Source organism: Rhodococcus sp. 14-1411-2a, from assembly GCF_002259485.1.
GTDB lineage: Bacteria > Actinomycetota > Actinomycetes > Mycobacteriales > Mycobacteriaceae > Rhodococcoides.
Genome location: NZ_NPGA01000014.1, coordinates 250258 through 272167 on the forward strand (window position 1 = coordinate 250258; position 21910 = coordinate 272167).

The window sequence follows — 21910 nt, forward strand, 5'->3', positions numbered from 1 at the left end:
ATGTGCTGTGCGTGAGGTGCACGCGACTTTCCAAGCCAGCGGGAGAACGCATGTCCACCTTCAACGGCCTACCGGCCCACATTCTGCTCGTTCACTTCATTGTGGTGCTGGCACCGCTGACCGCCCTGCTCGCCATCGCGGCCGGCATCTGGTCCGGTGTGCGCAGCCGTCTCGTGTGGCTCATCGCAGCCCTGGCGGTGTTCACGTTGGTGTTGACGCCGCTGACGACCGAGGCAGGCGAGTGGCTCGAGAAGCGCGTCCCCGAGACTGCTGCGGTCGAACAGCACGCCGAAATCGGCGACTGGATGATCTTCTTCTCCGTCGGTCTTGTCGTCGTCGCCGCGGCGCTCGTGTTCCTGCATCTGCGTGAGCGTCGCGGCAACGCGCCCGTGCGGTGGCAGTCGATCGCGGTGGTGGTGTTGGCAGTGGTGGTCGGAGCGACCACAATCGTCCAGGTGTACAGAATCGGTGAGTCCGGCGCTCGCGCCGCATGGGATGACGTATCGGTAACGGCCGTCGATGAGTGAGCCCGAGCCGAGCCTGCACGATCACGAACCGCACGCAGATATGTCCGGTCGGCTGAACTGGCTGCGGGCAGGCGTGTTGGGCGCGAACGACGGCATCGTCTCCACTGCCGGCCTGGTGGTCGGTGTAGCAGCGGCCACCACCGACAGGGGGTCGCTGCTCACTGCAGGTGTTGCCGGGCTCGTTGCGGGGGCTGTGTCGATGGCGCTCGGCGAGTACGTTTCGGTGAGCACGCAGCGCGACGCCGAGCGATCCCTGTTGATCAAGGAACGCAAAGAGCTGGACGAGCAGCCCGAGGAAGAATTGGCTGAGCTCGCGGCACTGTACGAGGCCAAGGGGCTCTCGGCAGAGACTGCCCAGACCGTTGCGCGCGAACTCACCGAACACGATCCGTTTGCCGCGCACGTGGACGTCGAGTTGGGAATCGACCCGGACGCGTTGACCAATCCATGGCAAGCGGCCGCATCGTCGGCGGTGTCGTTCATCAGCGGTGCGCTTTTGCCGTTGCTCTCGATCCTGCTTCTGCCTGCTTCGCAACGTATTCCGGTCACCTTTGTCGTCGTGTTGCTGGCTCTGGCGTTGACCGGAACCATCAGTGCGCGCCTCGGCGGTGCGCCGAGTCGGCCGGCGGTGACTCGTATCGTGATCGGTGGCGCAATCGCGATGGCCGTCACCTATGCGATCGGCCAACTGGCGGGCGTCGCCGGTATCTGAGATCAGCGAAAGATCGAGGTGGCGACTTCTCCGGTTTCGGGGGCCACCACATCTTGAACGACATCGAACAGGGCCGTGGAAATGACGGTGAAGGCGAGGATCAGCACCAAACCGGCCGCGAGAATCCCGCGATCACGACGGTGCCGTGGTGGTTCGCTGAGGGCCTGCACGCGGCGAACGACGTCGCCGCCGGTACTGGCGAGCGTGCGGGTTCCATGGTCGAGTTGTTTCCGCAGCAGGGCGGTTCTGGCGATGGCAGACAACGTGTCTCGACGCCCGAGAGACGCTGCGCTCTCGTCGGCCTGACGCTCGGCGGCGTGCCGGACCTTCGACGGCACCGGCCCGAGAATCGGATTCAGTCGAGCTGCAATCTCACACATCTGGATCCACACGCTGTGGCGATGCCGTAGGTGCGCACGCTCGTGTTCGACCACGGCGCGTAATTCGTTGTCCGACAGAGCCTCCGCGAGGCCGGTGGTGATCACGACGGCACCGCCGCCGGAGGGGACGGCGAAGGCGTCGGGAACGTCGGAGTCGACCACGACGATGCCGCCCGTCGCCCGCGCTTCGTCGCCGAATTCCGATGCGATCGACGCACCGACGGCGACGCGTCGAACATGGCGGGCGACCTCGACCACGCGCCAGAACATCCACGCGCAGATGATGATTCCCACCGACAGCCAGGCAATCTCACCTGACGCCAGCAGTACCGCAGCGAGTGCGGCCATGGACGCTGCCACGGAGAATGCGGTCACCATGGACAGGATGGGCAACAGGACGACGGCGGTCGACGGATTGAGTCGACGGTCGAGCTGATCGGCTCCGAATCCCAGCAGCAGCGACAGCACCCACGGCAGCACGGCGACGACCAGGAGCAGGGTCATGGGTGTTGCTCGGCTGCGTCCGACTTGGCGAGCAGTTCGCGCAGCGTCGCCTCGTCCTCGGGGTCGAGTGCGGCCACGAAGCTGGCCAGTACGTCTGCGCGTTCGGCTCTGGCACCGAGTTCGGTGCGCATCCGCATCGCAGCCCGAAGAGCCGGGATCTCGTCGACCGGGGCGTTGAGGGTGTAAACGAAAGACCGCCCGCGCCGCTCGCGATCGACCAGGCCTTTGCCGTGCAGGCGCACCAGAGCGGTCATGACCGTGGTGTGGGCGAGATCCGAGCCAAGATGCTCGCGGGCCTGGGCCACCGAGAGTTCCGTGTGCTCGCCGAGCAACTCGAGGATCGACTCCTCCAACTGTCCGGACGCTCTACGCACTGCGATTCCTCACTCGACTCGATTACTTCGAGGATAGGCGACGGGTGGCATTTGCGAAACCGCGATATGTCGTCGATCTGGCGGGCGGCACGAATCTGTAATACGCTGGCCTCACCAGCCCATCACCTCGAGGACCAGCCATGAGCGTCGAAGGCAATACCCGCGCGCTAGAGAAGACCGTCGTCACCGACTTCAGCGACCGTATGAGTTACGGCGCTTACTTGGACCTCGACACGTTGCTCAGCGCCCAGAAGCCGGTGAGCACCCCCGAGCATCACGACGAACTGCTGTTCATCATTCAGCACCAGACCACCGAACTGTGGCTCAAGCTGGTGCTGCACGAGACCCTGGCCGCGCGAGCGTCTCTCGATGCCGACGACATCGGTACCGCGCTGAAATGTGTTGCCCGGGTCAAGCACATTCAGAAGACGCTGACCGAGCAGTGGTCCGTCCTGGCCACGCTCACCCCGACGGAGTACTCGCAGTTCCGCGACTTCCTCGGCAACTCCTCGGGCTTCCAGTCGTATCAGTACCGGGCCGTGGAGTTCGTCCTCGGCAACAAGAACGCGGGCATGCTGAAGGTCTTCGAGTCCGATCCGGCTGCTCACGAACAGCTTTCGACTCTGCTGCACCAACCGAGCCTGTACGACGCCTTCTGGCAATCGCTGGCGCGGCAGGGGTACGACGTACCGGCATCTGCCCTCGACCGTGACGTCACTACGGCATACACGTTCAACGAGGACTTGATGCCGCTGATCAAGTTCGTCTACGAGAACCACACCGAACATTGGGCGGTGTACGAGGCATTCGAGGAGCTCGTTGACTTGGAGGAGAACTTTCAGCTCTGGCGCTTCCGGCACATGCGCACAGTGCTGCGAACCATCGGAATGAAGACCGGAACCGGAGGCTCGAGTGGTGTCGGATTTCTGCAGAAGGCACTCGAACTCACCTTCTTTCCCGAATTGCTCGCTGTGAGAACGGAAATCGGACGATGACGGAACGCGCACTCGAACTCGACAACAAGGATCCACTCCGCAGCTACCGAGACAAATTCCTCGGCAGTGACGATCCGTCGATCAGCGCATATCTCGACGGCAACTCGCTGGGCCGGCCCACCAAGGCAAGCGTCGAACGGATCAACACCTTCATGACGCAGGCCTGGGGTGGACGTTTGATCCGTGGTTGGGACGAGCAGTGGTTCGATCTCCCCGTCACCATCGGCGACGCCCTGGCCGACGCCACCCTCGGGGCAGCGTCCGGTCAGACCACCATCGGCGATTCGACGACGGTATTGCTGTACAAACTGGCGCGGGCGGCGATCGCCATGCGGCCGGGCCGCACCGAGATCGTCATCGACCGGGACAACTTTCCGACCGATCGCTATCTGCTCGAAGGCATTGCAGCAGAGCTGAATATGACCCTGCAGTGGATCGAGACTGACCGCCGCGGTGGTATCGAACCGGAACAACTTGCAGAGGTGGTGGGGGCGAACACCGCTTTGGTGGTGATCACTCACGTCGCCTACCGGTCCGGCTTCCTCGTCGACGTGGCAGAGGCGACGCGCATCACGCATGCTGCCGGAGCTTTGATGCTGCTGGATGTGTGCCACTCCGTCGGATCGGTACCGCTCGAACTCGATTCCTGGGGAGTGGATCTGGCCGTCGGGTGCACGTACAAGTACCTCAACGGAGGACCCGGATCGCCGGCTTTCGCGTACGTGCGCAGTGATCTTCAAGGCGATTTCGTCCAGCCGATCTGGGGCTGGATGGGTCGCGCCGATCCGTTCGAGATGGCGCAGGGTTACGTTCCGGCACAGGGTATTCGACGCGTCATCAGTGGCACCCCGTCGGTGTTCGGGATGATCGCGATGCAGGACACCATCGAGATGATCGCCGAGGTGGGGATGGACGCGATACGCGCGAAGTCCGTCGCACTCACCGAATACGCCCTCGAACTCGTCCGCGAGATGCTGGTTCCGCTCGGCGTGGAGATCGCCTCACCCGAGGACTCGAATCGACGCGGCGGTCACGTCACCATCGACCATCCCGAGTTCAAGGCGATCACCGCTCGCCTGTGGGAGCAGGGCGTCATCCCGGATTACCGCGCGCCGCAGGGTATTCGCCTGGGATTGAGCCCTCTCAGTACTTCCTACCGAGAGGTGTATCTGGGAATCGTGGCGATCCGTGACGAACTCCGCGCCTAGCACTGCCGGGGCGATCCTCGACGACTTCGACTCTCGTCCGGGAAGCGCCACCTCGTTGGTGCGTACCGTGCTCGGGGCCTACGTTCGCCCCCTCGGAGGTTGGTTCGCCATCGCCGATTTCGTCGTCTGGATGGACGCGCTCGGGGTGCCACCGGAGAGCACGCGCATCGCTGTGACCAGGTTGAAGAAGAAGGGCGTCGTCGAATCGAGCAATCGTGAGGGCCGCACCGGCTATCGCATCACCGAACAGGCCGACGCCATGTTCGCGCGCGGCGATGGTCGGATCTTCGGGTTCCGGCGAATGGCCGACGGTGATCCGTTTCGGCTCATCTCGTTCACCATCCCCGAGACCCAACGCGCCGCGCGCCACCAGCTCAGGCGTCGACTCACCGGAATAGGATGCGGCACAGTCTCACCCGGTTTGTGGATCGCACCCGAGTACCTCGCGGACGAGGCCGGTGCCATCGTCGACGCGTTGGATCTCTCGCCCTACGTGACGACGTTCGTCGCCTCCGAGATCGCATCGCCCACCACGCTGCGTGAGAGCGCCGCGCAATGGTGGGATCTGACCGGCATCGCCGATCGGCATCGGGCATTTCTTGCCGCTTACGAGACCGTCGCCCCGGCTCGGAATCCGCGCGACGCGTTCGTCACGTTCGCGACGCTGCTCGACGAGTGGCGCGTCATTCCCTACGTCGACCCGGGCCTCCCGCCGTCCATGACGCCGGAGGACTGGCCGGGAACCCGGGCCGTCGCGACCTTCGAGGCAGCGCGAGGGCGCTACCTCGAGGTCAGTCGAGAATGGGTTGCGAGCTAACTGCTCTGGTACGACGGTTCGCGCTTCTTGATGTACGAGATGACGCGGTACGTGATGGGGAGGACGAGGACCTCGACGAGTGTCTTCCACAGGAATCCGACGACGACGTAGTTGATGAAGTCGGTCCACGTGCTGATGCCGATGACTCCGGCGGCGATGGCGCAGAAGATCAGCGTGTCGAAGAATTCGCCGACGACGGTCGAGCCGATCAGGCGCGCCCACAGGTGCTTTTCCTTGGTGCGTTCCTTGATCTTGACCAGGACGTAGGAGTTGAGCAGCTGGCCGACGGCAAAGCCGGCGAGACCGGCGAGGACGAGTCGGGGGACGACACCGACGACGGTTTCGAGTGCCTCTTGGTTCTCGTAGAACGAGGCGGCGGGGAGTTCGATGGCGATCCAGAAGCACACCGAGGTGAGGATCAGGGAGCCGAAGCCGAGGTAGATCGCGCGGCGTGCGGCTTTGAAGCCGTAGACCTCGCTGAGGACGTCGCCGAGGATGTAGGCGAGGGGGAACAGGAAGAATGCGCCGTCGGTGTTGATCGGCAGGATCTGCAGTGGTCCGAGCATGACGTCGGACGAGGCGAAGAAGGCGACACCTTTGCTGGCGGCCACGTTCGAGATCAGCAGCGTCGCGACGAAGAGCGCGACGATGGTGGGGTAGTAGCCCCGGCTGATGTGAGCGAACGTGGCCTGCCCAGACTCGGTGCCGCCGTTGGCGGCGGTGTGTTCGGTAGTAGTCACTGCTCGATCCAAGCACCGAGACGACGATGGGCGCGAATCCCGGGTGAGGGATGCGCGCCCATCGAGGCGGATCTCAGGTCAGGCGACGCGTCCGCGCACCGTGACGCGGTAGGCGTAGGTTCCGGCGATGATCGTGATCGGAATGGTCACCAGCAGGCCGACCACGAGCAGGATCGCGCCGAGGACGTTGAGGCCGAACAGGGCGAGTGCGAGCACGAAGATCGTGCCACCGTTCGACGCGATCGCCTTGGCGCTGGCCTTGATGGCGGGGATCGGCTCGTCGCCGCGGTCGATGACGAACTGGAAGGTCCACCACGTGAAGAACGTGACGACGAGTCCCGGGATGACCAGCAGGATGTAGCCGATGCCGGTTGCGATGCCGACGAGGACGCCGGCGATGACGATGGCGAAGACGTTGTTGAACTGGAAGAACGACCCGAATGCGGGCTTCATCCCGTCCACCTCGTGCAGAGCACCGCGGACGAGTGCCGCCTGAATGAGGAGCGTGGCGACTCCGACGATGACACTGAAGATCAAGCTGAGGACGAAGTTGTCGGAGCTCAACACGTAGTTCAGAACGCCCTGGATGATCGCGGCGATCAGGACGATGCCGATCCAGACGAGGGCGTTTTCCTTGAACTTGTTGAAGCCGTAGCCGATGGCCGTTCCCACGGACAGCTGCGTCGGCATCGGTGACTCACCGAAGGCCGGAGGCGGGGGGTAGTTGCCCTGCGGGGGCGGTGGGTAGTTGCCGGGTGGTGGGTAGCCGCCCTGCTGAGGTGGTGGGTAGTTGCCCTGGGGCGGTGGTGGGTAGTTGCCCTGGGAAGGTGGCGGGTAGCCGCCCTGCGGCGGGGGATAGCCGCCGGGGTTCTGTGGATCCTTGTCGGGGTCGTAACCGCCTGAGGTCATCGTGTCCTTCTCCCTCGGGAAGAGTTGTCGCGGCCACTGTACGTCCGATTCCTCCCGAGTTGGGCGCTGTCGCGTTGCAACGTGATCTCGATCGGTACAACGGTCAGAGATTCGCGGGGTCGAACACCCACGGTTCGCGTGGTACCAGCGTTGGCTTCCATTGTTCGAGCAGTTGCTCGGCGTTCTTCGCATTCGGCATGCCGAGGGAGGCGTTGATGAGCGACCACGCATCGGGCCGCTCGCGCAGGGCCACCGCGCCGTCTCGCTTGGCCAGACGCTTGCCTTCGACATTGAGTGCGAGGGGCACGTGGACGTACGTCGCGGGGGTGAGGCCGAGGAGTTGAGCCAGATATCCCTGCCGCGGCGCGGAGGTGAGGAGGTCGTCGCCGCGGACGATCTGGTCGACGCCTTGTGCGCCATCGTCGACGACGACGGCGAGGTTGTAGGCGGGCACACCGTCGGATCGACGAAGGACGAAGTCGTCCACCTGGCCTCGGAACAGACCGTGCAGCTGGTCGACGACGGTGAATTCGGTTACCTGCGAACGTAATCGAATGGCCGGTGGGCGGTGCTTCTCTGCTCTCTGGTCTGCAGTCAGGTTGCGGCAGGTTCCGGGATAGGCCCCGTCGGGCGCGTGGGGCGCGGATGCGGCCTGTTGGATTTCCCGACGCGTGCAGAAGCATTCGTATGTCATCCCGGCTGCGGTGAGCGCGCGAATCGTGGCGTCGTAGATCTCACGACGCTCTGATTGCCGCATGATGGGCCCGTCCCAATCGAGTCCGATGGCGGCGAGGTCATCGAGTTGACGTTGCTCCGAGCCGGCTTTCACTCGATCGAGGTCTTCGACGCGCATGAGGAAGCGCCGTTCAGTGGAGCGGGCGAAGAGCCAGGCCAGAAGTGCGGTTCGTAGATTGCCGAGATGGAGATCGCCCGAGGGACTGGGAGCGAAGCGTCCGGCGGGCATGGGTGCATCGTAGTTTCAGATTTCTGTGGGGACCGAACGATGAGCTGAGCTCGACTCCCGGTGGTGGCGTCCGTCGAAATCTCTCGTTCTCCGACCCCGGTGCTCCTGTCCCTGAGGGACTGCCGCGCCGCGAGAGGAGTTTCAGCCCGATGAACTGGCGGTCTGCATGCACTCGATCCTCGCCCCGTGCGCCACAGCCCATCCGGAGATAGCACAGAGGGGGGCGCGTTGGGTTTCCGGGCCATCGAGCAATTTCGCGTAAGGCCCGAACCTCATCGCCCGCGCAAAGACATCCCACATGTCGCTACCTCTTTCGTCCGGACTGCGTCCTCCTATACTACGAGTTGGTGTGACTCGAGTCACTATCGAAGGGTTGCGGTAATCCTGACCGTTCGCAGCGCCGTCATGTCGGAGTGTGCGCTCACGCACGGTCGACTCCGAGGCGACGAGGCAACACGGCGGTGGTCGGATCACCGGTGACGTGTCCGCGTTGCCCTCCCGGTTATGCCACGTCGACCTGGCCGGCTTCGAGTGCCTCGAAGCGCGCCAGAACCTCGGCTTGCAAGACCGCTACCGCGGGATCGGACGCTTTCCGGGGGCGGGGCAGATCGACGTCGATGATTTCGTGAATCCGGCCGCCGGGTGCGAGAACGACGATTCGATCCGACAGCTGGACCGCTTCGGTCACATCGTGAGTGACGAACATGACTGTGCGGCGCGACTCCAACCAGATCCGCTCGAGATGCTCACGTAGCGTGCGCGACGTCATGGCGTCGAGGTGGGAGAACGGCTCGTCCATGAGCAGGACGTCCGGTTCGACGGCGAAGGCGCGTGCGATGCCGATACGTTGCTGTTGTCCGCCCGACAGCTGAGAGGGGTAGCGGTCGGCGCAGTGGCTCAGCCCGACCAAGTCGAGGTAGTGCCGTGCGCGTTCTTCCCACCCGGTCCGTTCATGTTGGACGAAGCCCAGGTTGGCCGATACCGTCCGCCAAGGCAGCAGTCGAGGATCCTGAAAGACGTATCCGACTTTGGCCTCCCGGCCGTTGGATCGCAGGTCGACCGAACCGGAGGTATGCGTCTCGATTCCCGAGACGATGTTGAGCAAGGTCGTCTTTCCGCTTCCGGACGGTCCGACCACCGAAACGAACGTTTCACCGGAGATCGTCAGGTCGATCCCGTCGATGACTCGCGTTCGGTTGCCCTGTCGGTCGTGGAATTCCTTGACCAGCTCTCTGATCTCGATGGAAGCCATGAAATTTCACTTCTTTCGTGTTCGTAGGGGTTGTTGGGCTGTGCGCCATCGGGAGACATATCGTTCGATCGGACCGAGGATCAGAAGGTCGGCGAAGACCAGCAGCAGGATGAACACCAGGACCCAGGCGAAGAATCCATCGAGTTGGTTGGCGTCGTACCAGTACCGGGACCGCCACCCGACACCCGAGGTCGCGCCGAACCACTCGGCGAGGAGTAGCCCGTTCCATGCGCTCATGATGGCGAACCGGACGGCTGCCACTGTCGAACCTGCGACCGCAGGTGCAACGATGTGCCGAAGCACCTTGGCCCGAGGGACACCGAAGGCGCGGGACATCAGCACCAGATCCGCCGGCACGGCCCGCGTTGCCTTGGCGATGTTGACGACCACGAACGGCACCCCGGACAGAAACACAGTGACCACCGAGGTCAACCAGCCGAAGCCGAACCACATCGTGGTCAGCAGCGCCCAGATCACCGCGGGGATGGCGAGGGCGGCCGCGTTGAGATCGGACAGGGCCAGGTCTGCCAGCTTCGACTGGCCCATGAGAACGCCAATCGCGGTGCCCACCACCAAGGCCAGCACAAGTCCGAGAAGAAAGCGATTCATGCTGATCGCCAGGTTGTGCCACAGCTCGCCGATCGCGGCCTCCGAGACCAGTCGGTCGATGCTTTGAGTCGGGGAAGGGACGCGGTTTCCGACGACGACAGCGACCTGCCACACGGCGAGGATGCTGAGCACCGCGGCGATCGTGGCGACGGCGGAGGACCCTTGGGCTCGAAGGTGACGTTGCCACGATGGAATCGTCGACGCGGTGGTGGTACTCATGCGAGGTCCTTCCGCCATGCGAAGAATCGGTTTTCCGAGTACGCGAGTCCACGTTCTATGGCGATCATGGCAAACACGAAAAGTGCTGTCCAAGCAAGCATGTCCGCGATATGGAACTCTTGGTAGGCCTTGCGGATCATGAATCCGACGCCGTCACTGGCACCGAACACCTCGGTCAGCGCCTCTACTTTCCAGGCCATCGCGAATCCGTATCGCACGCCGGCGAATACGAAGGTTGCCAGTGCCGGCAGGTAGAGGTGGCGCAGCACGTCTCGTCGGTTGCGTCCGAATGCCCGACACATCGCGAGCAGGTTGCCGTCGACCGATCGCACTCCCTCTGCGACGTTCATTGCAATGAACGGCAACGCAACCAGAGCGGACACGACGACGGGGCCGCGGGCACCGACACCGAAGATCAACAGACCGAACACTGCGTACGTCAGACCGGGCATGTTCCCCAGCACGAAGAGAGGTAACGAGAAGTAGGACGCCATGAATTTGCTACGCCCCATGGCGAATCCGACGAGCAGTCCGCCCACCATCGCAATCAGGAACCCGGTGGCGATCTTGACGATGCTGGAGGTGAAGTTGCTGAATGCTTCGCCGGAGACGACGATCTCGACTATTTGCACGGCAACAGCGCCGGGTCTGGGAAGGATCGGGTCGTTCACCCACGCGGCAATCGCCGACCAGGCACCTACGGCGACGATCAACGTGACACCGGAGACCATCCACCGACGGGGACCACTGACTCGACTACGCGGCCGGCGACCCCATCTGGATTCCGAAGCCGGCGCGCCCGGTGGCGGCTCACGATCCGGTGGCGCGATGGTCTGGGTCACTGCTGTACTCCTTTGCTCGGCAGGAACTTCGGCTCGGCGATGTCGTCGCCGATGATGTCGGTGGTGCGCATCAGGTCGAAGATGGAACTCTCGTCCTGTGCCCACTGCTTGTCGAATCGAACTTCATCGACCACCCAGTCATGTTCTTGCACATACTGTTTCATGAAGTCAATGTCCTCCGATGTCGAGACCGCGAAGTGCTGGGGGTAACGCTCGATGATCTCGTCCCGGTGGGTCCGCCATTCGGACAAGCCGCGGTCCCAGAGGTCGAGAAAGGCCGACACTTCCTCGGGATTGTCCTTCACCCAATCAGCGCGGGCGACGAAGACGTTTCCCATCGGTCCGTCGTGTCCGGGTGCATCGAGTTCCGCGAACAGATCGGCCGAGGACTTACCTTCGTAGAGCGGTCGAACCGAACCATCCCGCAGTTCGCGAGCCGACAGATCGGGATAGCAAATGCACGCGTCGATCTCGCCGCGCGCCAATAGATTCGACAAGTTCTGGATGTCCGCCACGACAATCTCGAAGTCGCTGTCGCCGTCGGCGGCATCTACCAGGTTCAAGTCGTGCATCTGCTTGATCAGGGCGCTCCAGACCAGCGTGCCGGAAACCGTGGTGAATACACCGATACGTTTGCCCTGCAGGTCTTTCATCGATTGAGCAGGATCGCCGTTGCGGACCAGGACGCGGCTGCGTTCGGCGTTGTAGCGGCCGATGATGAGCGTCTCGCGTTGAGTCTGCTCCTCGAGGTACGGCACCTCGAACGATGCGGTCGAGATGATGTCGGCGTGTCCACCTGCGAACAGGCCGAACTCATCCCACGTGGCGCTCGTGTCGATGGTGAAGCCGGTCTCGTCCTGCCATTCGTCGACGACGCCGGTTTCGTTCATGAAGTCCCAGATAGGATCCGGTGCGAAGGTGAACCGGATTTCGCCGTCCACGGCGGATCGCGACGATGGTGGCCCGCCCAGGCCCGCCGAGCAGCCAGTGGCGAGGATTGTGGCCGCGACCGTGGCGAGTGCGACAGCCGTGACGGCATGTCCTGTTGCCCTGGTGCGTGTGCGCACGGGCACCTCCTTGCTGGTTGACTGCTGTGACTGGTGTCACCGCTTCCGATAACCATGGGGCATGGGAGATTTCGTAACAATGTGCCGCTGCTACACAATTGGAGTGCGGTGTATGTGCGCCGAAACATCGTTGGTTCGTCGAGGCGTGTCGACAATCGAGTGCGTACCGGTGCTGAATCCCACTGCGGTGGAACGTCTCAGTAGACCCAGTTCTCGGACAGGAATTGATGGGCGAGTGCGAGGACTGCCTCAACGGCGCGGGACGGAGGGGTGCCGGCCCGCCATGCGGCAGAGAGCGTCCAGAGTAGATCGGAGCCACTGAGCGCGACCGAGGGCAAGCGCAGTTCAGCAGATCGAGTCAGGTCCGGCACGATCGCCGTACCCAGTCCCGCTGCGACGAAATCGGGGATGGTCGTCAGGTCTGCAGCTTGCACCGCGATGCTACGGACCTGTCCGACTCGACGGAACTCGTCGTCGACGAGGGTTCGAAGACCGAAGCCGAGGGGCATGTCCACGAACGGGTCGGATGCTATGTGGGCCAGGCGAAGTGATGTGCGGTCACGCATCGGATGGTCGGGAGGAAGTAGCGCACGTAGCGGCAGCGTGCGCAGCGGCCGAGACTCGATGCCCGCCGCATCGGACGGTCGGACGATGCTGACGAAGGCGACGTCGAGGGTGGCGTCTCGTACTTTGTTCAGAAGACCGGATGATCCGCTGGGTGAGGTTTCGAGATAGAACTTTACGTTCGGATACAGCTGCGAAAACTCCCGTGCGAGTGCGGGTGTGTCGAGAGCGGTCATGCCGCTGAGAGTGCCCACTCGCATGGTGCCTCGCAGTCCCTTGTCGGTGTCTGCGACGACGGACCGGGCTCGGTCGAGAACTGCCAGAGCTGCTTTTGCTTCAGGAAGGAACGCACGCCCGGCCTCGGTCAACTGGATCTGCTTGCCGACTCGGTCGACCAATTGGGTGTTCAGGTCCTTCTCCAAGGCGCGAATGGTCGCGGAGACGGTCGACTGGACGACCGACAGTGCCGCCGCGGCGCGGGTGAAGTTGAGCTCCTCCGTCACCGCAACGAAGAATTCGAGGTGTCGCTCGTCCATGGTGACAACGATCGCATCTACCGACAGATCTCGGTAGTGGTGATCACGCGGGCCGCGATGCCTCGCCGACATCACCGACGGTCAATGCCACCGCGATCTCCATCGCATGGTCCGGCCGGGCCAGGTCCATCCCGGTCAGCATCTGAATCCGTCGAAGTCGCTGTCCGACCGTATTGACGTGGACATGCAGCGAGCGTGCGGTGTCGCGGTTGGCGAGTCCACACGCAAAGTAGGTCCGCAGTGTCTTCAGAAGGTCGGTGCCCCGTGCTGTGTCGTGGGATCGAACAGGCCCGAGGATCCGATCTGCAAAAGAAAGCAGTTGCGAAGTGTCGTCGAGCTGCAACAGCAGTCCGACCAAACCGAGTTCGTCGAGCGAGACGGTGGTATCGATTCGACCTGTGAGTGCCAGCATGCCCAGAGCGCCGACGGCGGAGCGGTGGAGGCGGATGTATCCGTTGAGGTCTGTGCACGGGCCGACTGTGATCGCTGTGGCTACAGCGTGCGGGCTGCGGGAAGCGGAAAGACCGCGAATCTTCTCGGCGGCGTCGTACAGAGCGGTTGGAGACTGCCCCACGTGCGGTACCAGCACGACGATGCGGTCGTGGTGGATGGCAGACAGCGGCCGCGGGGCGGCGTTCTCCGCCCACAGGTGGATTCGCCTGATGGCCTGCTGCAACGAAGCATCGACATGTCCGGGCTGAACTCCACTCAGTGCCAGGACGACCAGGGAATGGGGCAGGGTCAGGTCGTGCCCGAGGCGGCCGGCGCGTTCGATGACGGTATTCACGGCACCCGGTTCGCCGCCGAGCAGGTCGCTCACCAGGTCACCGTGCAGTCGCCACTGCACTTCGTCTGCGGTGCGGCTACGCAGGACTTCGAGCGAGGTCACCAGCGCTGCGTGTTCGACGGCGCGTTCTTCGATCGACGACAGTGCCGAAAGTCCTGGCGCAATCCACATTCGTGCCACCTCGGACCCTGCGAGAAGTACCGGGTGACAACGAAATTCACTGCTGCTCGCGTCTGTGCCGGCCGGTGCGCTCGTCCTGTCGTCTGGAAAAACGGCGGTTCGGCTCGACTGCCCTAGAACTCCCCCATGAGTGTCTTCTATGAGGATTGCCCGCGAGATGAGGATCGACAGGGCCGTCGCTATGCCCGCAACGCCGCCGCCGCGCAGCGCGATCTCAGTGAGCTTGCGGTGAATGTCCTCGGACTTCTGCAGAAGATCGCGTTGCTGGTGAAGCTCTTCGTTGAGAATCACGAGCTCGCTCATTCGCGTCGCCTCTTCCGATCGCAGCCGCGAGGTGGTCAGTGCGATTGCTGCGTGGTCGGCAAGGACTGTGAGCAGTGCGATCTCTTGTTCGGCGAAGTTGTGGGTGGATCTGCGGTAGCAGTTGAGCGTTCCGATCGAAATATCAGGTGACTCCATCAGCGGCACCGAGATCATCGAGCGGTAGCCCTGCTCCTTCGCGACTCCGCCCCACGGCGCGAACTGAGGCTCGGCGTCGATGTCGGCAATCGCCGTCGGGATTCCGGTACGAAATGCAGTGCTCGACGGCGCTTCGACGGTTGGCGGCTGGTCGAGGCGCACGGGTCGGTCGGCATTGACCTGCGCGATGTAGTCCGCCGACAGTCCACTGGATCCTTCGATCGTCAACGTTCGCCGTGCGTGGTCGGGGAGAAGAACCCCGCAGAACTCGTACCCCATCAGCGACGCTGCAGTTCGCGCGATCAAGTCCAGCACCTCGGGAAGGGGACGGCCGGTTGCCACGGTCTTACTGATGGTCCGCACGCTGTCGAGCCATCGATGCACCTCTGGGAGGACCCGACTCGTGGGTGGGTGGGTCGTGGCCGCGGTGTGGGGCATCAGGGGATCCGATCCGGTATGTAGAGCGGCACATGCTGGTGTTCATTTTATGTTGACACAGACATGGCTGTGCTGTGACCCGGATCGCAGAATAGGAGTCGATCATCGACAGAGCAGACGAAACGAGATCCCATGACCGCATATTCGATGTACATCGATGGAAAAGACGTGCAGGCCGACAGTGGCCGAGAGCTGACGATCGTCAACCCCGCCACGGGATCGCCGATAGCCACCGTTCCCGACGGTAACGCCGTCGACGTCGACAAGGCCGTCGGCGTCGCCCGCGCCGCCTTCGAGTCCGGACCGTGGCGCCGGATGAGCCGCACGGACCGCGCCAAGGTGCTGTTGCGGGCGGCCGATGCACTCGAAGAGGCCAGCGACACTCTCTATACGCTCGAAACCCAGAACAACGGCCGGCCGATCAGCGAGACACGCGCGCAATTGTCTCGAGTACCGGAATGGTTTCGATACAACGCCGGTCTCCTCGCTGCGCAACGTGAGGCAGTGCTCCCGAGCGACGGCCCGTACTTGACCTACCAGAGACGCGCGCCACTGGGGGTGTGCGGCATCATCACTCCGTTCAACCACCCGGCCCTGATTCTTGCCAGAAGCCTATCTGCCGCGTTGGCAACAGGAAACACCGTCGTCATCAAGCCGTCCGAGCTCACACCGTTGACGACTCTGGCCATCGCACGCATCGTCACCGACGCCGGCATTCCCCAGGGCGTCGTCAACGTGGTCACCGGCGGCAAAGAGGCCGGCGTGCGTCTGACCGAACACGAAGACATCGCCAAGATAACCCTCACCGGCGGAACCGAGGCCGGCCGCTCCGCCGCAGGAGCAACCGCGGCACGATTCGCCCGGATCACCGCCGAACTCGGCGGAAAGACCCCCGTCATCGTCTTCGACGACTTCGACCCTGTCGCCGCCGCCGAAGGCGCAGCCTTCGCAGCGTTCGTCGCCTCAGGCCAATCGTGCGTGGCGGGAGCTCGCTTCCTGGTTCAGCGCGGCCGGTACGAGCAGTTCGTCTCCGCCCTCGTCGCGCGAGCCGACAGCATCCGCCTCGGTGACCCGGCCGAGGTCTCCACTCAGATGGGTCCGATGATCAGCGACCGCCAACGCCAGAAGGTGCTCGACTACATCGAGATCGGCCGCGGCGAAGGCGCACGAGTGGTGGCCGGCGGAGGGATTCCGGAACTTCCGGGAAACTTGAACGACGGGTTCTACGTTCGTCCGACCGTCCTCGCCGACGCCACCAACTCCATGCGGGTTGCACAGGAAGAGATATTCGGCCCGGTTGCAGTCGTCGTACCCTTCGACACCGAAGACGAGGCGATCGAGATGGCCAATGACAACCGTTTCGGACTCGGAGCAGGGGTGTGGACCCGCGACGTTGCTCGCGCACACCGCGTTGCCGACGCAATCGAGTCCGGCATGGTCTGGGTCAACGACCACCACCGTCTCGAACCGTCACTGCCCTGGGGCGGAGTCAAGGAATCCGGCACTGGAAAAGATGCGGGCACAGAGTCTTTCGACGATTTCACCTGGGTCAAGACCATCGTGGTGCGCATAGCCGACGACGCCGTCGACTGGTACGGATCCGACACCCCCGGCCGCCTGAACTGACGACGAACGCAACCGTCACCTCACGATTGGACACCGACATGACATCGAATCTCGACAGGCCGGCCGGACCTGGCTGGCGCCAAGAAATAACCAGAGTGCAATGGCTGGTCCTGTTCGGAACGACCATGGGTTGGGCATTGGACGGCTTCGCCGGGAGCCTCTACGCACTTGTCCTCGGCCCCGCCATGACCGATTTGCTCCCGAACTCCGGCATCACCGTGGACTCCGCACAAATCGGTCTGTACGGCGGCATGACCGTAGCTCTGTTTCTCGCGGGATGGGCCACCGGAGGCATCCTGTTCGGAGTTCTCGCCGACTACTTCGGCCGAGTTCGCGTGCTCTCGATCGGCATACTCACCTACGCCCTGTTCACTGCCCTGGCCGCCTTCGCCGAAACCTGGTGGCAGCTGGGGATTCTGCGTTTCATCGCCGGTCTCGGATCCGGCGTCGAAGCACCCGTGGGTGCCGCCCTGGTCGCCGAGGTATGGAAGAACAAGTACCGTGCGCGAGCGTGCGGGGTGATGATGTCGGGCTACGCAGGCGGGTTCTTCATTGCAGCCCTGGCTTACAGCATGCTCAGCAGTCAAGGCTGGCGCTTCATGCTCGTTCTCGCTGTCGTTCCGGCTTTCCTCGTGTGGTTCCTGCGGCGCTACGTGCCGGAACCCGAGGAGATCAAGAACGTCATTGCGACCCGAAAAGCGCGCAAGAAGAACGCAATTCAGCGCCCAGAGGACCAGTTCGTGTTACGGCGACTGCTGTCGCCGCCGAACCTTCGCGCAACGCTGATCTGCACCGCCTTGGCTACAGGATCGCTGCTGGCTTTCTGGAGCGTATCGACCTGGTACCCGCAGATCATCCGCAACATGTCCTCTGCCGAGTCGTTGTCGACCGAGATCGCCAATCACCGCGTTGCGATCTCCTCGATGCTGTTCAACGCAGGCGGCATCCTCGGTTACGCCACATGGGGATTTCTCGCCGACGCCATTGGACGCCGCAAGGCATTCCTCGTCAGCTTTGTGGTCTCGGGTCTGAGCATCGCTTACCTCTTCCCGTTCGAGCACTCGTACACGACCTATCTGATCGTCATCCCCATCGTCGGATTCGGACTCTTCGGTGCACTGTCCGGCAACTTCGTCTACGGGCCCGAAATGTTCTCACCGAGCATGCGAGCCAGTGGTATCGCCCTCGCCAACAGTATCGGCCGCTACATCACCGCAGCAGGCCCACTCGTCGCAGGCGTCATCGCGACATCGTGGTTCGGTGGCGACCTGGGCATCGCGACCGCTGTCCTCGCCTCCACCGGTGTCATCGCCCTCGTCGGGCTCTACTTCGCCCCCGAGACACGTGATGCAGCTCTGCCCACCGACCCACTTCCCCACGACCACGCCGACTCCACCACGCCGGCCACCACATCATCGAAAGGAACGCCGGCATGAGCGCCTACGTCGGATCGCGAGCAATCGTCGTCGGAGGATCGATCGGCGGCCTGACGGCCGCACTACTACTGAAGGACCTCGGCTTCGAGGTCGATGTCTACGAAAGGACGCCGTCCGACCTGGACGGACGCGGCGGCGGAATCGTACTCCAGCCCGACACCCTGCGGTGGTTCCGTGAACGGAGCACACAACGGCCGGAAGATGTCAGCACCACCACCGACTGGGTGCAGTACATCGGAGAAGGCAACCAGATGCTCGATCGTGATGCTCGGTCGTGGTCGCACACATCGTGGGGCACCTTCTACCGCGCTCTCCTTGCCGACTTCGGACGCGAGCACTACCATCTCGGCGAATTCGCCTGCGGGTTCGACCAAGACGACGAATCCGTCACCGTTCGATTCGTGAGCGGTAGACGCGAGACGGCCGACCTCGTCGTCATCGCAGACGGTGTCACCTCAGCCAATCGGGCCCGCATCGATCCGACCGTCGAACTGAGCTATTCGGGTTACATCGGCTGGCGCGGCACCGTCGACGAGGCCGCGCTGTCACCCGAAACCGCAGAGCTGCTCCACAATTCGATCACCTACAACATCGTCCCGAATTCGCAGATCACGATGTATCCGATTCCGAGCGGACGCGGCACTGCCATCGGGGACAGGTTGATGAACTACGTCTGGTACCGCAACGTCGCCGAGGGCCCTGACCTCGACGAGATGCTGACCGACAAAAGAGGCTTTCTCGGCAAGGTATCCGTACACCCCCACCAGGTACAGGACCGTTACGTCGACGAGATGCGCGATGCCGCAAGACAAATGCTCGCACCCGCTGCAGCCGAGGTCGTCACATCGACCGAAGCGCCGTTCATTCAGGTCGTATGGGACTCGAGGGCATCGAAGATGGCCAGCGGCCGCGTCGCACTGATCGGAGACGCCGCGTGTGGCGCGAGGCCACACGCGGCCGCGGGAACGGCAAAGGCAGCTGCCGACGCCTGGGCGCTGAGTGACGCCTTGACCGCGGCTGCAGGCAACGTCGCCGAAGCGCTGGAGAAATGGGAACCGGGCCAGCTCGAATTGAGCAGCAACCTCCTGACACGAGTCAAAGCGATGGGTGAGCGGTCGCAGTTCACCAACACCTGGACACCAGGGGACAAGAACCTGCGATTCGGCCTGTACGGACCCGGCCGATAACAACCACCCGAAAGGAAACACTGTGACTACCAACAACTTTCTGAGCGACCTCCCACTGGCTGGAACCCTGATCGGCGAAAACTTCGAGGGGTGGACCGACGACCTTCGCGCAGAATTCGACACCCACGCATACGACGGTGAAGTGGGATCGCGACTGCTCAGCGAAAACGATCGAGTACGTGTGTGGGAAATCCGCCTGGCACCCGGTGAGCGGTGGCATGCCCATCGGCACGTGCTGGACTACTTCTGGACTGCTGTGAACGCCGGAACCAGTCGCCAACACACCTTCGACGGCACCACGCGGGACGTGACCTACTCGGCCGGCGAAACTCGCCATTTCCACTTCGCTGCAGGCGAATACCTTCTTCACGACATCGAAAATGTGGGCGACGGAGAACTGATCTTCACCACAGTCGAGCACCTCGATTCCGAGAACGCGCCGCTGGCGGCATCGTCATGACCGCCGGTCTGGTCGATGTTCACGCTCACTGGTTGCCCACCGACCTGTTCGGCCTCCCACCGAACTCGCCGTTCGGTGCCATGCACGACCGTGACGGTGAACTGTTCCTCGGTGAAACCCCGTTGTCCATTCGGACGGAGGCGATGAGCGACGTCGACGCGATCGTGGCGGACATGGACGCATCGGGAATTGCTGTTCGGGCGTTGTCCTCGCCGCCCTTCGCCTTCGCAGTCGATGCCGAGGCACCCGCGGGCGACTACACCGACGCCTACAACAGTGCTCTCGCCGAGGTCGTTTCGGATTCGGCCGGGCGCATTGCCGGGCTCGGATCCATTCGACTCGACGACGCCGGCGCAGCCGAGCGCCAAATCCGAGCTCTCGCATCCGAAAACATCCTCGTGGGCATCGCTATCCCGCCCGTACTACGCGGAACGTCTCTCGACACCGGTGTACTCAGGTCGGTACTGCGGTCGGCAGCGGCGAACCGGATGGCGGTACTGGTGCACCCGATGCAGCTCCCGCGGCCGGAATGGGCGAAACACTACCTGGCGAACCTCATCGGAAACCCGGTGGAGACCGCGACAGCCGTCGCATCGAGCATCCTCGGCGGCGTACTGGAGGAAATATCGGACCTACGCCTGTGCTTCGTACACGGAGGCGGCTGCGCTCCGGACCTCCTGGGCCGCTGGCAACACGCATGGGAGGCACGCCCCGACGTACGAGCAGGCAGTACCGCCAGTCCGCGAGAACTGTTCAGAACGCCGTATTTCGACACAGTGACCCACGATGACGCGGCCCTGGATCTGCTGCGCGCACACGCGGGTGCAGGTCGGATCGTCTGCGGCACCGACTATCCGTTCGATATGGCCGAGTTCGATGTCGCCGGGTTCATCGACCGATCTGATCTCGACCGCGCGGTAATTGCAGAAAATGGACGTGGCTTCCTGGGAGTCGATCTTTCGTCGGCGGTTCACTCGTGAGCGCCCTGTTCGAGCCGATTACTCTGCGCGGGTTGACGATCGAGAACCGCGTCTGGATGTCACCGATGATGCAGTTCGCTGCCGAACCGACCGGGCCGGCAACGGGCGCCGCTACAGATTGGCATTTTCAGCACTTTGCAGCACGTGCCGTCGGGGGAGTGGGACTTGCGATGGTCGAGGCGACCTCGGTCACCGAGGACGGTCGGAGCAGCGAATACGATCTCGGGTTGTGGAACGGCGTACAGGCCGATTCGCATCGTCGTGTCATCGACTTTCTGCACAGCCAAGGAACGGCGGCGGGTATCCAACTGGTCCACGCCGGACGTAAGGGATCGACCGGACGCCCGTGGTCCAGTGGCTCGCACATCGAGCAGCAATGGCAGACGGTCGCGCCGAGCTCTGTCGCGTTCGGCGGCATGCCCGCGCCCGCCGAGCTGACGACCGCCCGAATAACCCAGGTGATCGATGCTTTCGCGACCAGTGCGATGCATGCGAGGGACGCGGGATTCGACGTTCTCGAACTGCACGGGGCACACGGATACCTGATCCACCAGTTTCTGTCCCCGGTCAGCAACCAACGCACGGACGAGTACGGGGGCTCGCGCGCGAATCGGATGCGGTTCGCGACAGAGGTCGTAGACGCAGTCCGGACGCAGTGGCCAGAGGACCGTCCGCTGTTCTTCCGCGTCTCGGCAACCGACTGGCTCAGCGGGGACACAGACGACCCCCGACCCGGCTGGACGTCGGAGGACACCGTTCAGCTCGCAGCTGTACTGGCCGCCCGCGGCGTCGACCTCATCGACGTATCCACCGGCGGTATCGTGCCGGACGCGCACATCCCGGTCGGCCCGGGTTATCAAACTCGTTTTGCGGCCGAGATACGGCGGCGGACATCTCTGCCCACGGCCTCTGTCGGATTGATCACCGACCCCGCGCAAGCGGAAGCGATCGTGCAATCCGGTGAGGCGGATGCGGTGTTCCTCGCGCGTGAGCTGCTACGCGATCCGTATTGGGCACACCGAGCCGCACGTCATCTCGGTGAGCCGCTCCGTTACCCACCCAACTACGCCCGTGCGTTCTCGCACAGACCGGTGGTGGCCGGTCGATAGTGCGGCTCGTTCGATCTCATTGTTCGGCA

General features: G+C 63.4%; 22 protein-coding genes. 11 read left to right on the plus strand and 11 right to left on the minus strand.

The window, feature by feature from the left end; genetic code table 11:
- The first annotated feature begins 50 nt into the window (after positions 1-50).
- A complete protein-coding gene (locus tag CH291_RS12085) occupies positions 51-527 on the plus strand; it encodes a DUF2231 domain-containing protein (RefSeq protein ID WP_094687590.1) in 477 nt (158 codons plus the stop codon).
- The gene (locus tag CH291_RS12090) at positions 520-1239 is read left to right on the plus strand and encodes a VIT1/CCC1 transporter family protein (protein ID WP_094687591.1); all 720 of its coding nucleotides are present in this window, start codon (positions 520-522) and stop codon (positions 1237-1239) included. Before CH291_RS12085 ends, CH291_RS12090 begins: the two co-directional genes overlap by 8 nt.
- A 2-nt stretch (positions 1240-1241) precedes the next feature.
- On the opposite strand, the gene CH291_RS12095 is transcribed toward CH291_RS12090, so the two are convergent.
- The gene (locus CH291_RS12095; protein WP_094687592.1) at positions 1242-2123 is read right to left on the minus strand and encodes a M56 family metallopeptidase; all 882 of its coding nucleotides are present in this window, start codon (positions 2121-2123) and stop codon (positions 1242-1244) included.
- A complete protein-coding gene (locus tag CH291_RS12100) occupies positions 2120-2497 on the minus strand; it encodes a BlaI/MecI/CopY family transcriptional regulator (RefSeq protein WP_037187682.1) in 378 nt (125 codons plus the stop codon). The genes CH291_RS12095 and CH291_RS12100 overlap by 4 nt, the downstream gene beginning before the upstream one ends.
- Positions 2498-2637: 140 nt before the next feature.
- On the opposite strand from CH291_RS12100, the gene kynA reads away from it, so the two are divergent.
- From kynA to CH291_RS12115, 3 genes are read left to right on the plus strand one after another with little or no spacing between them, the layout of a single operon-like run.
- Positions 2638-3492 carry a tryptophan 2,3-dioxygenase gene (gene kynA, locus CH291_RS12105; protein ID WP_094687593.1) on the plus strand — a complete coding sequence of 285 codons (855 nt, stop codon included), beginning with the start codon at positions 2638-2640 and terminating at the stop codon, positions 3490-3492.
- Positions 3489-4700: a kynureninase gene (locus CH291_RS12110; protein WP_094687594.1), complete on the plus strand. Its 1212-nt coding sequence runs from the start codon at positions 3489-3491 to the stop codon at positions 4698-4700. Before kynA ends, CH291_RS12110 begins: the two co-directional genes overlap by 4 nt.
- Positions 4681-5517, plus strand: coding sequence for a PaaX family transcriptional regulator (locus CH291_RS12115; RefSeq protein ID WP_094687595.1), 837 nt, complete (start codon positions 4681-4683; stop codon positions 5515-5517). The genes CH291_RS12110 and CH291_RS12115 overlap by 20 nt, the downstream gene beginning before the upstream one ends.
- On the opposite strand, the gene CH291_RS12120 is transcribed toward CH291_RS12115, so the two are convergent.
- The 9 genes from CH291_RS12120 to CH291_RS12160 all read right to left on the minus strand — a co-directional run bounded on the left by CH291_RS12120 (position 5514) and on the right by CH291_RS12160 (position 15008).
- Positions 5514-6257: a queuosine precursor transporter gene (locus CH291_RS12120; RefSeq protein WP_068054742.1), complete on the minus strand. Its 744-nt coding sequence runs from the start codon at positions 6255-6257 to the stop codon at positions 5514-5516. The two genes, CH291_RS12115 and CH291_RS12120, sit on opposite strands and share 4 nt — an antisense overlap.
- A 78-nt stretch (positions 6258-6335) precedes the next feature.
- Positions 6336-7166 (minus strand): hypothetical protein, encoded by an 831-nt coding sequence (locus CH291_RS12125; protein ID WP_094687596.1) that lies wholly within the window; start codon positions 7164-7166, stop codon positions 6336-6338.
- A gap of 103 nt (positions 7167-7269) precedes the next feature.
- Entirely contained in the window at positions 7270-8130 is an 861-nt protein-coding gene (gluQRS, locus tag CH291_RS12130) for a tRNA glutamyl-Q(34) synthetase GluQRS (protein WP_094687597.1), read from the minus strand.
- Between the two features lie 502 nt (positions 8131-8632).
- Complete coding sequence (locus tag CH291_RS12135; RefSeq protein ID WP_094687598.1) at positions 8633-9382, minus strand: ABC transporter ATP-binding protein; 750 nt, start codon at positions 9380-9382, stop codon at positions 8633-8635.
- Positions 9383-9388: 6 nt separating this feature from the next.
- Positions 9389-10210, minus strand: a complete 822-nt coding sequence (locus CH291_RS12140; protein WP_094687599.1) for an ABC transporter permease — start codon at positions 10208-10210, stop codon at positions 9389-9391.
- Positions 10207-11052, minus strand: a complete 846-nt coding sequence (locus tag CH291_RS12145) for an ABC transporter permease (RefSeq protein ID WP_256980823.1) — start codon at positions 11050-11052, stop codon at positions 10207-10209. Before CH291_RS12145 ends, CH291_RS12140 begins: the two co-directional genes overlap by 4 nt.
- Positions 11049-12119, minus strand: a complete 1071-nt coding sequence (locus CH291_RS12150) for an ABC transporter substrate-binding protein (protein WP_179276521.1) — start codon at positions 12117-12119, stop codon at positions 11049-11051. Before CH291_RS12150 ends, CH291_RS12145 begins: the two co-directional genes overlap by 4 nt.
- Positions 12120-12316: 197 nt before the next feature.
- Positions 12317-13219 (minus strand): LysR family transcriptional regulator, encoded by a 903-nt coding sequence (locus CH291_RS12155; RefSeq protein WP_094687737.1) that lies wholly within the window; start codon positions 13217-13219, stop codon positions 12317-12319.
- A 43-nt stretch (positions 13220-13262) separates the two neighbouring features.
- Positions 13263-15008 (minus strand): helix-turn-helix domain-containing protein, encoded by a 1746-nt coding sequence (locus CH291_RS12160; RefSeq protein WP_179276522.1) that lies wholly within the window; start codon positions 15006-15008, stop codon positions 13263-13265.
- Between the two features lie 222 nt (positions 15009-15230).
- Here CH291_RS12160 and CH291_RS12165 point away from each other — a divergent pair, with 222 nt between their 5' ends.
- From CH291_RS12165 to CH291_RS12190, 6 genes are read left to right on the plus strand one after another with little or no spacing between them, the layout of a single operon-like run.
- On the plus strand, positions 15231-16709 hold the full coding sequence (locus CH291_RS12165) for an aldehyde dehydrogenase (RefSeq protein ID WP_094687738.1): 1479 nt from the start codon (positions 15231-15233) through the stop codon (positions 16707-16709).
- Between the two features lie 38 nt (positions 16710-16747).
- On the plus strand, positions 16748-18145 hold the full coding sequence (locus CH291_RS12170; RefSeq protein WP_218829027.1) for an MFS transporter: 1398 nt from the start codon (positions 16748-16750) through the stop codon (positions 18143-18145).
- Positions 18142-19332, plus strand: a complete 1191-nt coding sequence (locus CH291_RS12175) for an FAD binding domain-containing protein (RefSeq protein ID WP_094687602.1) — start codon at positions 18142-18144, stop codon at positions 19330-19332. Before CH291_RS12170 ends, CH291_RS12175 begins: the two co-directional genes overlap by 4 nt.
- Positions 19333-19354: 22 nt before the next feature.
- Entirely contained in the window at positions 19355-19792 is a 438-nt protein-coding gene (locus CH291_RS12180) for a hypothetical protein (protein ID WP_094687603.1), read from the plus strand.
- On the plus strand, positions 19789-20772 hold the full coding sequence (locus CH291_RS12185) for an amidohydrolase family protein (protein ID WP_094687604.1): 984 nt from the start codon (positions 19789-19791) through the stop codon (positions 20770-20772). The genes CH291_RS12180 and CH291_RS12185 overlap by 4 nt, the downstream gene beginning before the upstream one ends.
- Positions 20769-21881, plus strand: coding sequence for an NADH:flavin oxidoreductase/NADH oxidase (locus CH291_RS12190; protein ID WP_094687605.1), 1113 nt, complete (start codon positions 20769-20771; stop codon positions 21879-21881). The genes CH291_RS12185 and CH291_RS12190 overlap by 4 nt, the downstream gene beginning before the upstream one ends.
- The last annotated feature ends 29 nt before the right edge of the window (positions 21882-21910 follow it).